The organism is Pseudomonas sp. GW456-12-1-14-TSB6 (assembly GCF_059424205.1).
Map to the genome: position 1 here is coordinate 1 of NZ_JBWKZE010000037.1, position 12,888 is coordinate 12,888.

9 protein-coding genes are annotated in these 12,888 nt (G+C 59.1%); 7 read left to right on the top strand and 2 right to left on the bottom strand.

What is annotated here, in order from left to right:
- Positions 1-119: 119 nt before the first annotated feature.
- The gene (locus AC07Y2_RS25395) at positions 120-560 is read right to left on the bottom strand and encodes a carboxymuconolactone decarboxylase family protein (RefSeq protein WP_039773270.1); all 441 of its coding nucleotides are present in this window, start codon (positions 558-560) and stop codon (positions 120-122) included.
- Between the two features lie 310 nt (positions 561-870).
- Here AC07Y2_RS25395 and pdxR point away from each other — a divergent pair, with 310 nt between their 5' ends.
- From pdxR to AC07Y2_RS25420, 5 genes are all read left to right on the top strand, one after another.
- Positions 871-2,307 carry a MocR-like pyridoxine biosynthesis transcription factor PdxR gene (gene pdxR, locus AC07Y2_RS25400; RefSeq protein ID WP_103387188.1) on the top strand — a complete coding sequence of 479 codons (1,437 nt, stop codon included), beginning with the start codon at positions 871-873 and terminating at the stop codon, positions 2,305-2,307.
- 120 nt (positions 2,308-2,427) lie between these two features.
- Positions 2,428-2,721 carry a putative quinol monooxygenase gene (locus tag AC07Y2_RS25405; RefSeq protein WP_039773274.1) on the top strand — a complete coding sequence of 98 codons (294 nt, stop codon included), beginning with the start codon at positions 2,428-2,430 and terminating at the stop codon, positions 2,719-2,721.
- Between the two features lie 203 nt (positions 2,722-2,924).
- Positions 2,925-3,347, top strand: a complete 423-nt coding sequence (locus AC07Y2_RS25410; protein ID WP_103387187.1) for a cupin domain-containing protein — start codon at positions 2,925-2,927, stop codon at positions 3,345-3,347.
- A gap of 210 nt (positions 3,348-3,557) precedes the next feature.
- Complete coding sequence (locus AC07Y2_RS25415) at positions 3,558-4,790, top strand: hypothetical protein (protein WP_134333943.1); 1,233 nt, start codon at positions 3,558-3,560, stop codon at positions 4,788-4,790.
- A 273-nt stretch (positions 4,791-5,063) separates the two neighbouring features.
- Positions 5,064-5,777, top strand: a complete 714-nt coding sequence (locus AC07Y2_RS25420; RefSeq protein ID WP_103387186.1) for an ATPase — start codon at positions 5,064-5,066, stop codon at positions 5,775-5,777.
- 178 nt (positions 5,778-5,955) lie between these two features.
- Here the strand turns inward: AC07Y2_RS25420 and AC07Y2_RS25425 are convergent, their stop codons facing one another.
- Positions 5,956-10,842 carry an NAD-glutamate dehydrogenase gene (locus AC07Y2_RS25425; protein ID WP_103387185.1) on the bottom strand — a complete coding sequence of 1,629 codons (4,887 nt, stop codon included), beginning with the start codon at positions 10,840-10,842 and terminating at the stop codon, positions 5,956-5,958.
- 516 nt (positions 10,843-11,358) lie between these two features.
- On the opposite strand from AC07Y2_RS25425, the gene AC07Y2_RS25430 reads away from it, so the two are divergent.
- Together AC07Y2_RS25430 and AC07Y2_RS25435 are read left to right on the top strand one after the other, a co-directional pair.
- Positions 11,359-11,712, top strand: a complete 354-nt coding sequence (locus AC07Y2_RS25430; protein WP_039766815.1) for a hypothetical protein — start codon at positions 11,359-11,361, stop codon at positions 11,710-11,712.
- A 211-nt stretch (positions 11,713-11,923) separates the two neighbouring features.
- Positions 11,924-12,883, top strand: a complete 960-nt coding sequence (locus AC07Y2_RS25435; RefSeq protein ID WP_011334589.1) for an AAA family ATPase — start codon at positions 11,924-11,926, stop codon at positions 12,881-12,883.
- Positions 12,884-12,888: the final 5 nt, after the last annotated feature.

Consider the following 12,888-nt stretch of genomic DNA (forward strand, 5'->3'; position numbering starts at 1 on the left):
GCAGTCCGTGACGCTCTGCGTCACTGGACGCGGAGCGTCCCCAGAGGCATTCCCACGCGGAGCATGGGAACGATCACTGTGTGGGGCGTGGGAGCGTGGGAACGATCGAGGTCTGGAGTTCAGTCGCTGGGAATCTGGCGGAAGCTCACCGCCAGGCGATTCCAGCTGTTGATGGTGCTGACGGCCATGGTCAGGTCCACCAGTTCGGTCTCGTTGAACTGTTCCCGCGCCTGCTGGTAAACATCGTCAGGCACCCGGCTGTCCGCCAGCAGCGTCACCGCCTCGGTCCAGGCCAGCGCCGCCCGCTCGCGCAGGCTGAAGAAGCCGCTGTCGCGCCAGACCGCGATGGCGTACAGCCGTCGATCCGTCTCCCCAGCCCGCCGCGCTTCCACCGAATGCATGTCGGTGCAGAATGCGCAGCCGTTGAGTTGCGAGGCGCGGATCTTGATCAGGTGCAGCAGCGGCGGTTCGATGCTCAGGTTGCTGGTCAGCGCTTCCAGGCCAATCATCGCTTTCATCGCTTTGGGCGATGCGCTGTAGTAATCCAGACGCGGGGACATGGGCGGGCCTCGGGCAGCAGAAGAGTGATTTCACGGTAAGCGCTGGTTGGGCAACGTTACAGCCCCAATTCCACGAAAAAATGGCAGACCACTGATTCAAGTAAAACAACATTCCTGTGGGAGCTGGCTTGCCAGCGATGGGGCAATCACATTCAACATAGATGTCAGCAGATACACCGCTATCGCTGGCAAGCCAGCTCCCACAGGGCCCTATGCCAATTTGCGGGATTTGCACTACGCAACTTCTGTCGATACTGCATTCGGGAGTAATCTGGCCGGCACACTCAATCGCCCGGAGCGCCCCGTCGGTATGGAACTGCATGTCGTGATCAATGGCCGCAAGGATCTGGCCGGTCAGTTGTACCAGCAACTGCGCGGCGCCATTGAATCCGGGCGTCTGGCCGCCGGCACCCAGTTACCGCCCAGCCGTTTGCTCGCCGAGCAACTGGGGATCTCGCGCAAGACCATTTCCGACACCTACGCGCAGCTCACTTACGAGAATTTCCTCACCGGCGTGATCGGCAAAGGCACTTACGTCAACGCGCGCCCGGCGACCATCGAGCGCAAGCAAAATCACAGTGACCTGGCGAGCGCCGAAGTGATCGAGAGCTGGCGCAATCTGCCGGTGTTCCTGCGCCACCCGACGCTCGAGGGCTCGCTGCGCTACGACTTCATCGGCGGCGCCACCAGCAAGGGCCAGTTTCCCCAGGATGACTGGCGCCGCTGCGTCGCTCACGCGCTGCGGCAGATGGCCAATTCCAAAGGCTTTTACAGCGTGCCGGAAGGACTGCCGGCGCTGCGCAATGCGATTGCTCGGCACATCGCGTTTTCCCGTGGCGTGAACTGTCAGGACGAAGACATCGTGGTGTGCAACGGCGCGCAGCAGGCGCTGGATCTGATCACCCGCGTGTTGATTCGCCCCGGCAGTCTGGTGGCGATGGAAGATCCCGGCTACCCGCCGGCGCGGCTGCTGTTCGGCACTCACGGGGCGACGGTGGTCGGTGTGCCGGTGGATGCCGAGGGCATTCAGGTCGAGCGGATTCCCGAGGGCACGCGGCTGATTTACGTAACGCCGTCGCACCAGTTTCCGCTGGGGATGCCGATGAGTCAGGCGCGGCGCGAAGCCCTGCTTGAGCGGGCCCATGAGTTGGGCGCGATCATCATTGAGGACGACTATGACAGCGAGTTCCGCTACGAGGGCCGCCCGACGGATTCGCTGCACAAGCTCGATCAGCGCGGCATCGTCGCCTACGTCGGCACCTTCTCGAAAACCCTGCTGCCAGAGCTGCGATTGGGCTACGCGATCCTGCCGCCGGCGATTCTCGAAGCGGTGATCCGCGCCAAGCAGCTCACCGACCTGCACGCCTCCACCCTGCCGCAATGGGCGCTGGCCAAGTTCATCGCCGAAGGCTGTCTGCTCAAGCACATCCGCCGCTGCCACACCATTTATGCCCAGCGCCGCGAGCGGATTCTGGCGCGCATGGCCACCGACCTGTCGCCGTGGCTGGAGGCCGTGCCACCCAGCGCGGGTTTTCACATGGCGGTGTTCTGCAAGGTGCCGATCGATTTGCCGCTGGTGATCGAACTGGCGAAAAAAGTCGAAGTCGGGCTGTATGCCATCGACGGCTTCTATTATCAGCAGCCGGCCAGAAGCGGGATGTACTTCGGTTTCGGTGCCATCGAGACGCTGGACATCGACATCGCGCTGGACCGCCTGCGCGACATTCTGCAACAGGTCGTTGATTAAATTGGCCTAAGCGATTAACCGCCGATTGGTTATTGGTGATCCGGGGGGGCAGGCCTATCCTGCACAAGCGTTATCCCTCAATGAGCAGGATTCGTCCGGCCTGATTCAGGAGTGTGAGCAATGTCCAACGAAGTGATCAACACCGTACAGGTGCAGGCTGCAGCCGGCCGATCGGAGGAGCTGGGCAAGCAGTTGCAGAAGATCGTCGAAACCCTGCGCCAGACGCCGGGCTGCGATTCCTACATGGTCGACCGCTGCCCCGAGGACAGCCACCGCTGGACGGTCAGCGCCCGCTGGCAATCGGAAGCGGCGATGCAGGCGCATTTCAATCGCCCGGAAGCCCAGGGCTTCATCGACCTGATCGACAGTCGTCTGGCCAATAGCGTGGATTTCAACTCTTTTCCGATCGTTTGACCTTAAAGACCCCATCGCGAGCAGGCTCGCTCCCACATTTGAATACGGTTGAATGTGGGAGCGAGCCTGCTCGCGATGGCGTACTCAAAAGCGCTGATATCCCCCAGATTGGTCACCCAAACTTCCCGAACATTGGCCGTTTGAATACCCCGGCCCGCGGACTACTGTGATCACCGACTCCCCCACTTCATCAGGTGATCACCATGAAAATCCTGCGCTTGCTTGCCGCCCCGCTCGCCGCTCTGGCCCTCACCATCAGCGCTTCGGCACTGGCCCACGGCACCGATTCGCCGTCCGAGAAAATCTCGGTGCTGCAGGATCAGATGCTGAAAAACGTCCCGGGCAAAAAAGCCATGATGATCGAAGTCGATTACAAACCCGGCCAGTCCTCGATCGCCCACAAACACGACGGCACCGCCATGGCGTACGTGCTCGAAGGCGAGATCGTTTCCCAGGTCAAGGGTGAACAACCGATCACCTACAAGAAAGGCCAATACTGGTACGAGCCGGCCGGTTCCGAGCATTTGATCTCGAAAAATGCCAGCAAGAGCAAGCCGGCCAGGTTGCTGGTGTTCATGGTGCTCTCGCCTGATGACAAAGTTCTGATTCCGCTGAAAAACGACTGAGACAGCACGAAAATTCAGAAGGGCCAATTGAACAGGGCCCTTCTTGCTTTCCGCTGCTACTCATTGGAATAAGGTTGATGGCGAATTCGAAGATAGCCATTGCGCCACCTTTAAATTAACGACCTTGTCTACTGTCAAGTCTTACAGTAGACAGCAATAGTGAAAAGCTAAATGATCCTCAGGAAGTTCCAAATCAATGAGGATCTGAAAATGTCCGGCAACCGCTCTCCCGCACATCTGGATGAAACTTTCGGCGAGAGGGGGAAAGTGACCATTCACATACCCGGCCCCAATAGCGGGCTATCGAGAATTCAGGGATTGGTCACTGACTCAAAAGACCGAACACTGTTGGTCAGCAGCACTGCTGATAACTTTGTATTGGGTCGCATTGCAGCCGATGGCACCACCGATGAAAGCTACGCAAATCATGGATTTGTACTGGACAAATTTGCCAACGAAGGAAAATCATCAGGATTAAGTATCAGGCTGCTGGAAGATGAAAGCATATTGCTTCATGGCTCACATCAGAACGACGGCCAGGCGATGGCCGCCCTTGCCTGCTTCAACAACCACGGAAATTACAAAACTGAGTTTGGCAAGAGTGGGAAGATCGTTATCCCGCTCCCCGTCTCTCCTGCGACGTCATCCCTGCCCGCACCATCATCGGAAGGTGGACACTCTTCAAGTGCGCCTATCGTATTTCCTGACGGAAAAATACTGTTCATCCACAACAACTACCTCATTCAAATTTTAAGCTCTGGTCAACCCGACAATGATTTCAACAATGGCAAGCCCTACATTGATATCAGGCACCCGGATTACCCAGCAAACATTTACAAAATTATTAAAGTTTCCGACAACCTGATCGGCGTAGCAGGCAACGCAAACGTCGACAACAGATGGGTGGGGTTAGTGGCCATGTATACGGCAGCCGGAGAACAAGTACGTAACTTTGCAGACAATGGATATCTGCTGCTCAAGCACTTAAACTTCCCAAACAATATTGTTTCCATTGCAAAGTCAAACTCGGGAACACTGCTCATTGCCGGTCAAAAAATGGGTTTCCCCAATAAAGGTTACATTACGAGCGTCACTCACTCGGGAGACATTGCGCAAGACTTCAATGAAGGTAAACCTGTTCTCACTCCTAACGACGAAAGCAGAAGTCTCTCTTGGCACGATAGCTTGATCGACCAACAGGGCAGGATTATCGCTACCGGTAATTCGATGGAATCGGGGACAGCGCCATCCTACCTTCCACTTGCCCGAATCCTGCAGAATGGCAAACCTGATTTGAGCTTTAACAAGGAGGGGTTGTTTACGCTGGATGACGTCCAGCTTTCGGAGGCAATTGCAATCGACAGTCAGGAACGGCTTCTGGTAGGCGCCATCATCAAGGTAAACTCGGAACTGAAACCGGTATTGATGCGAATTCTGGCTTAAGTCATCAAACGATGAACGCCCCTATTACTGAGCATTAACAATTCAATAGAAAAACTCGTTCATTCATAAGTAAAAAGCTCAAATCAGGATTTGAGCTTTTTTTATTTCCCGTCGCAATTAGAAAACCAAGAACACGCCAAACAAGACTATTGCCCTGCCAAACTTCACCTGGATCCCCATTTAATATAATTTTTGTCGGGGTAACATGAATCAGTGGCCGACAGCACGGCTGCCCAGGATTTTCTACTCAAGTTGTCTCACGGGAGAAACACCATGAAACCTGTGTTCGCCAGCATCTTGACCATTTCACTGCTGACACTGACTGCCTGCTCGATCCCCACCGCGCCCAAAGCGGTATCGTCACTCGACACCCTGCTGCCTCACCCGGTTGGCCGCAGCAGCATGACCACTGTGAAGGCCGGCCCGGCCGTGTCACTTGGTGTGATTTACAGCCCAAGCACCCAGACCAACCGCGACTACCTGCGCAACTACAAGGCCAACGCCGGCACCGGTTTCGGCCAGAGCCTGCTGGTGCAGCCGATCCACGACGCCTACGTCGCCACCTCGCAACCGGACATGGCGGTGGATTGGGTGAAAGCCTCGCTGCAACGCCAGTTCGGTTCGGTCACGGTGTATCCGGACATGCAAAGCCTGCGCGCGGCCAACCCGGATGTGGTGGCGATCGTCGACACTCACAGCCAGTTGATTACTTCACGCAGTTCGGACGTCAAGGCGGATGTGAGTGCTGATTTTTATGACGGGAAGTTCAACTATATCGGCACGGCCAAAGGGACGGATGCCAGAGCGCTGAGTCCGTTATGGGCGGATTACAAGCGTTCGGAAGATATCGTGGCGGATATTAATGAACAGCAGAACGTGCAAGTTCGGGCGCTGCATAAGTTTGACCAGTCGCTCAGTAATTTATTGACCAGATCGGCAGGTAATGTGTCGATGCTTGAGCGTAAACAAGTACTTAAATTGCAGTGACTCTAATACCGCTATCGCGAGCAGGCTCGCTCCCACAGGGAAATGCGTTCCAAGTGTGGGAGCGAGCTAGCTCCGGGCGGCGTTCCGACGAAAGGGCCGGAACAAACAACACGAATCCAACAGACATAAAAAAGCCCCGGCATCTCACAATGCAGGGGCTTTTTCATTCAACGGCTACTCAAGCAAGCTCAAGCTCCGCCGTCGCCGCAGCAGGCACGACCGCCTGACCGCTCAGCGCCACGTCGTTCAGCTCACGGTTGGCCACCGCGTACATGGCGTAGTCGGTGCCGCTGGCGGCACGGATTTCCACCAGCATGGCGCGCCAGCGCTGGATCATCGCGTCGTGTTGCGCCATCCACAGCGCCAGACGCTCTTCCACGTCCAGGTTACCGCCGCCCGCTTGCAGAACGGCGATGGTGATCGCGCGTTGCTGCCAGTCGACGTCGTCGCGGAACGCTTCACGGGCCAGGGCCTGCCAGTTGTTTTCAACCGGCAAGGCGCTGATCTGCGAAATGTACCAGGTGATGTCCAGCGCGCTGCCCACGGCGAAGTACGCCTTGGCCACTTCGGCTGGATCCTGACCGGTCACGTCGGCCGCTTCGATGATCGGCAGCAGCGTGTAGAGGTGGGTAGTCCCCGCCACCATACGCGCCAGCAGTTCCGGTACACCGGCGGCGACGTATGCCTGATAGCGCGCCTGCCAGTTTTCGCGGATTTCGCCGCTCAACAGTTCATCCAGCTTCAGGCCCAGCTCTTTGAGGTGCGGACCGAAATGCGCGACGTCACGGGCAGCGTTCTGCTCGTTGCGGCGGGCACGCAGGAACCAGCGCGTGGCGCGACGGCCCAGACGCATCAGCTCGTCCATCAGCTCCAGTTGCACGTCAGCGCTGACCTGGTAGTCCAGCGCTTCGATCTGACGGAACCAGTGCGGGAGGTGGAAGATGTCGCGCACGATCACGTAAGCGCCAGCCACGTTCGCCGGAGTCATGCCGGTGGACTCTTTGAGTCGCTGAACGAAGGTGATGCCCATGTGGTTGACCAGATCGTTGGCGATCTGGGTGCTGACGATCTCGCGCTTCAGGCGGTGACGACGCATGGCTTCGGAGAACTTGCTGACCAGGGTCGGCGGGAACGCCGTTTCCATGTCGCGGGTCAGGTAATCGTCGTCCGGCACCAGGGAGCCCAGCAGCTGCTCCTTGAGGTCGATCTTGCTGTACGAGATCAGCACCGACAGCTCAGGACGGGTCAGACCATGGCCTTCAGCAACGCGTTCGGCCAGTTGCTCTTCGGTCGGCAGGAACTCGATGGCGCGATCCAGCTTGCCACGGCCTTCCAGGTCGCTCATCAGACGCTTGTACTCAGCGATGCGCGCGTAAGCACGGCGGGCCGCCAGGGACAGAGCCTGTGTCTGCTTGTAGTTGTTGCCCAGCACCAGACCACCGACTTCGTCGGTCATGCTCGCCAGCAACTGGTTGCGTTGCTTGTCGGTCATGTCGCCGGCCTGAACCACTTCGTTCAGCAGGATCTTGATGTTCACTTCGTGGTCGGAGCAGTCCACGCCACCGGCGTTGTCGATGAAGTCGGTGTTGGAACCGCCGCCATTGAGACCGAACTCCACACGACCCAGTTGGGTCATGCCGAGGTTACCGCCCTCGCCCACGACTTTGCAGCGCAGCTCGTTGCCGTTCACACGCAGCGCATCGTTGGCCTTGTCGCCCACATCGGCGTGGTTCTCGGTGCTGGCTTTCACGTAAGTACCGATACCACCGTTCCACAGCAGATCCACCGGCGCCTTGAGCAAGGCGTTCAGCAGTTCGGTCGGGGTCAGCTTGTCGGCCTGGATGTCGAAGCGCTCTTTCATCTGTGGCGAGATGGCGATGCTCTTCGCGCTGCGCGAGAAGATGCCGCCGCCTTCGGACATGATGCTGGTGTCGTAGTCGGACCAGGCCGAACGCGGCAGATCGAACATGCGCTGACGCTCGGCGAAGCTGGTGGCCGGATCCGGATTCGGATCGATAAAGATGTGCATGTGGTTGAACGCGGCAACCAGTTGCAGCTTGTCGGACATCAACAGGCCGTTACCGAACACGTCACCGGCCATGTCACCCACGCCGACCACCGTGATGCTGTCTTCCTGGACATTGATGCCGCGCTCGCGGAAGTGGCGCTGTACGCCAACCCACGCGCCCTTGGCGGTGATGCCCATTTTCTTGTGGTCGTAACCGGCCGAACCACCGGACGCGAATGCGTCACCCAGCCAGAAGCCGTAGTCGATGGCGATGCCGTTGGCGATGTCGGAGAAGGTTGCAGTGCCCTTGTCCGCCGCGACCACCAGGTACGGGTCATCGTCGTCATGACGCACGACGTTGGCCGGCGGTACCAGTTTGCCGTCCTTCAGGTTGTCGGTGATGTCCAACAGGCCCGAGATGAAGATGCGGTAGCAGGCGATGCCCTCGGCCGCAATCTCGTCACGGCTGCCGCCCAGTGGCAGGCGACGCGGCAGGAAGCCGCCCTTCGCACCCACCGGCACGATGACCGAGTTCTTCACTTGCTGGGCTTTTACCAGACCGAGGACTTCGGTACGGAAGTCTTCTTCACGGTCGGACCAGCGCAGGCCACCGCGAGCGACGTTGCCGAAGCGCAGGTGCACGCCTTCGACGCGTGGCGAGTAAACGAAGATTTCGAACTTCGGCACCGGTTTCGGCAGCTCAGGGATCAAGTGCGGGTTGAACTTGAAGCTGAAGTACGACTTGTTCTGGCCGTTGGCGTCGGTCTGGTAGAAGTTGGTGCGCAGGGTCGCTTTGATCAGGTCCAGGTAACGACGCAGGATGCGGTCTTCGTTGAGGACCTGAACGTCGTCCAGCGCGGTCAGGATCGCCTGTTCCAGACGTTGTTGCTTGTCGTCCAGATCATCGCTGCCGAGCTTGCGGGCCAGGTAGAAACGGGTCTTGAACAACCGGGTCAGTTCGCGAGCGATGTCGGTGTGGTTGTTCAGGGTGCTGGCGATGTAGCCGAGGTCGAAGCCCAGGCGGATCTGCTTCAGGTAACGAGCATAAGCACGCAGCAGGGCCACGTCGCGCCATGGCAGGCCGGCGGTCAGCACCAGACGGTTGAACGCATCGTTCTCGGCATCGCCACGGACGATGTGGACGAACGCGTCCTGCAGGGTGTCGTTGAGTTGCTGGATGTCCAGGTCCAGGCCTTCGGCGGCGGTGAACGCGAAGTCGTGAATCCAGAACTCGCGGCCGTTGGTGTGGCGCAGACGGTACGGGAATTCACCGAGCACGCGCAGGCCGAGGTTTTCCAGGATCGGCAACACGTCGGACAGGGCCAGCGGGGTATCGGCGTGATACAGCTTGCAGTGCAGCTCGCGTGGGCCGGAGGCCAGCGGCTGGTAGAAGCTCATGGCCAGCGGCTTCTTCTCGCTCAGATTGAGCAAGTGCTGCATGTCGACCACGGCCGAATGCGCAGCGAAACGCTCGCGGTAGCCGGCCGGGAAGCCTTTCGGGAAGTCGGCCAGCACGTTGGTGCCGTTGGCTTCGCCGAAGGTTTCGACGGTCAGTGCAGCGTAGTCGTCCTGCCAGCTCCGGCAGGCCTGGATCACTTCGTTTTCCAGTTGCAGCGGGTCGATGTCGATGCGGTTTTTCGGGTCGACGCGCAGGATCAGTTGCACGCGGGCCAGCACGGACTCGGAGAAGAACGTCCAGAACTCGCAGTCGGAGGCTTTCAGGCGCTCCATCAGCACTTGCTGGATCTTCTGGCGAACTTCGGTGGAGTAGATGTCGCGCGGCACGTAGGCCAGGCAGTAGCAGAAACGGCCGTACGGGTCTTTGCGCAGGAACACGCGGATCTTGTTGCGTTCCTGGATCTGCACGATCGACATCACGGTGCTGAACAGTTCGTCGACCGGAGTCTGGAACAGGTCGTCACGCGGCAGCACTTCAAGAACCTGTGCCAGTTCCTTGCCCAGGTGAGCCTTGGACTGGAAGCCGGAACGGCGCTCGATTTCCTCGACCTTGCGACGGATGAAAGGAATCACACGTACGCTCTCGCCATACACCGACGAGGTGTACAGGCCCATGAAGCGGTGTTCCTTGATCACTTTGCCGTCGGCATCGATTTCGCGAATCGACACGTAGTCCGGGTAGGCCGGACGGTGCACGCGGCTCGGATGCGCGGCCTTGGCGAACGACAGCAGTGTCGCTTCGCGCAGGTAGTTCACGGCATAGTCTTCGATGTGGCGGTCTTCATTGGTCAGACCGGTACGCAGCATCTTGGTCAGGCCGAGGAAGGAGTTCTGGTCGTATTCGATATGGCCGCCATCGGCCTGATCGACAACGGTGAACTCTTCGTAGCCAAGGAAGGTGAAGTGGTTGCCCACCAGCCATTCCAGGAAGCTCTTGATTTCGGTCTTCTCGTCGGCATCGACGGGGAATGCGCTGTTATCGAGCTTGGTGAGGATTTCCTGCACCTTGGCCTTCATCGGCTCGAAATCGGCGACCGCGACGCGGACTTCACCCAGGACCTGTTCCAGTTCCTTGGACAGCACATTCAATTCGGCCGCGTTGGCGCAGCGGTCGATTTCCAGGTACATCAGCGACTCGTGCAGTACGCCTTCGCCGGTGGTGCCTTTTGGCAGGATTTCCAGCAACTCGCCCTTGCTGCCACGACGCACGCTGAGCACGGTGGTCTGCAGGGTGTGGATGCTGTAGCCGCGACGGTTCAGCTCGGTACGCACCGAGTCCACCAGGAACGGCAAGTCATGGTGCAGCACTTCGACCGCGGTGTGGGTCGACTGCCAGCCGTGACGTTCGTAATCGGGGTTGTAGACGCGCACTTGCGGTTGCGCGTGATCGAAGCGCTCAAGCAGGCGCCACGCAGAAAGAGTACAGCCAGCGAGGTCGGAGAGGCGACGTTGGGTCAGCTCGTCCAGGGAAATGATGCCGAAGAATTGTTCAGCGAACAGCGCCACTTGTGGCAGTGCCTGTTCACTGATGTGCTGCGCCAGTGCCGCTTGCAGTTGGTGCTGGAAGTCGGCTTTGCTGGCTGCGGTGAAGAACGCCATCTGTGGTACTCCGCTTGGGCTTGTTATTGATGGAAAGCGTCGCGTGCAAAACCCCTTTCGGGGCGTTCCGTCGCCCTGTTCCTGAATCTCGGGCAGAGGAAACAGGGTGACAGGTGGGTGAAGCTGGACGAGACACTCAGGTCACATTCACCTTCCATGAATGGGCATCTGCAAAAACGACTGCCCGGCGCCGCTCGCGGGGCCCTGGCAATGCCTTTACGGGTGCTCATCCGTTGCGCAGCTTAATGGGTGCGACAATGTGTCTGCTTGCGGTGCTGCGACATATTCGGTCATTGGCACGTAAACCAAGGCGTGCGCATCGGTAAACACTAGCATTCATGGGGCGAAACGCCGGTCTGAATCCCCGTTTTTACGGTACAGGCGTGCCAGGAATGACCATTGACCTGTGTCGCGTTCACGACACATGCTCTGACACTCTCACATGCAGAAATTCCCGGGGGCTGGCAGAATCGCGCCCAATTGCGACCAACACGCCCGCCGAGGCAGGAATTTCCCATGCAAATGACCACCGCCCTTTTGATCGTCAACCCGTGCGACGAAGAAGAAGACAACATGGCCATGCTCTGCTGCCACAGCGACAAGGGCGAAATGTTTCTGATGAGCCGCTATCCGGACGAGGATGAGCTGGAGATCACCCTGGATGGCGAGCCGTCGACCCTTGATGGCGTGAAAGTCACCCTGGCCAAAACCCTGCTGAAGATCGAAATCGCGGCCGCCGATGCCGATGCGTTGAATGGGGATGATGTGCTGGAAATCACCTTCAATCCGGACATGGTGGATCTGGCCGAGGTCGAGGAAACCCTGAAGAACATTCTTGATGGCACTGGCACCTATATCAGCCAGATTTGATGGCATCTGGGCCGGCCCTTTCGCGAGCGAAAGGGCCCGAAAGAACACCGCACCTACCCCACCCTACAAAATTCCAACAAATCCCCCGGTCATTTCCCGCACTTTGCGCAAAATGCCGTTAGTCGCCACCCCCTGCGATGGATTAAAGTAACGCCCCCAGCCCCGGCGTTATCCGAACGCCTGTGGCCTCCCTTTCCAGGAACAGTCATCGATGGAACATCGTGAAGCGCTGCTGGCGCTGCGAACCTTTCTTTCAACGCAGATTCTCGGCCAGGAAAAACTCATCGAGCGCTTGCTCATCGCCCTGCTCGCCGACGGCCACATGCTGGTCGAGGGTGCTCCGGGTCTGGCCAAGACCAAAGCGATCAAAGAGCTCGCCGAGGGCATCGAAGCCCAGTTCCATCGCATCCAGTTCACCCCGGACCTGCTGCCGGCCGACATCACCGGCACCGAGATCTATCGCCCGGAAACCGGCAGTTTCGTGTTTCAGCAAGGGCCGATCTTCCACAACCTGGTGCTGGCGGACGAAATCAACCGTGCCCCGGCCAAGGTTCAGTCGGCATTGCTCGAAGCCATGGCCGAGCGTCAGGTCAGTGTCGGGCGCAGCACTTACGAGTTGTCGCCGCTGTTTCTGGTGATGGCCACGCAGAACCCGATCGAGCAGGAAGGCACCTACCCGCTGCCCGAAGCGCAGCTCGACCGCTTCCTGATGCACGTGAAAATGGGTTTCCCGGACGCGGCCGTCGAACGCCGGATCCTGCAACAGGCCCGGGGCGAAGCCCTCAACGGCGAAACCAAGCCCGAACGCCGGGTCAGCCAGCAGGCGATCTTCGCCGCGCGCAAGGAAATCCTCGGGCTGTACATGGCGGACGCCGTGGAGGAATACCTGGTGCAACTGGTCATGGCCACGCGCAACCCGGCCAAGTTCGACCCGGAAATGGCCGAGTGGATCGCCTACGGCGCCAGCCCGCGCGGCTCGATCGCCCTCGACCGCTGCGCCCGCGCCCACGCCTGGCTGGCCGGTCGCGACTTCGTCAGCCCGGAAGACATCCAAGCGGTGCTGTTCGACGTGTTGCGTCACCGCATCATTCTGTCGTTCGAGGCCGAAGCCGCCGGCATCGACCAGGATCGGGTGGTGCAACGGATTCTCGACGTCGTAGCCGTCGCTTGACCCCG

Coding starts and splice junctions, on each gene's coding strand:
- AC07Y2_RS25415 (WP_134333943.1), top strand. CDS start 3,558: ATGTCCGGCAACCGCTCTCCCGCACATCTGGATGAAACTTTCGGCGAG.
- AC07Y2_RS25425 (WP_103387185.1), bottom strand. CDS start 10,842: ATGGCGTTCTTCACCGCAGCCAGCAAAGCCGACTTCCAGCACCAACTG.
- AC07Y2_RS25430 (WP_039766815.1), top strand. CDS start 11,359: ATGCAAATGACCACCGCCCTTTTGATCGTCAACCCGTGCGACGAAGAA.
- AC07Y2_RS25435 (WP_011334589.1), top strand. CDS start 11,924: ATGGAACATCGTGAAGCGCTGCTGGCGCTGCGAACCTTTCTTTCAACG.
- AC07Y2_RS25420 (WP_103387186.1), top strand. CDS start 5,064: ATGAAACCTGTGTTCGCCAGCATCTTGACCATTTCACTGCTGACACTG.
- pdxR (WP_103387188.1), top strand. CDS start 871: ATGGAACTGCATGTCGTGATCAATGGCCGCAAGGATCTGGCCGGTCAG.
- AC07Y2_RS25405 (WP_039773274.1), top strand. CDS start 2,428: ATGTCCAACGAAGTGATCAACACCGTACAGGTGCAGGCTGCAGCCGGC.
- AC07Y2_RS25410 (WP_103387187.1), top strand. CDS start 2,925: ATGAAAATCCTGCGCTTGCTTGCCGCCCCGCTCGCCGCTCTGGCCCTC.
- AC07Y2_RS25395 (WP_039773270.1), bottom strand. CDS start 560: ATGTCCCCGCGTCTGGATTACTACAGCGCATCGCCCAAAGCGATGAAA.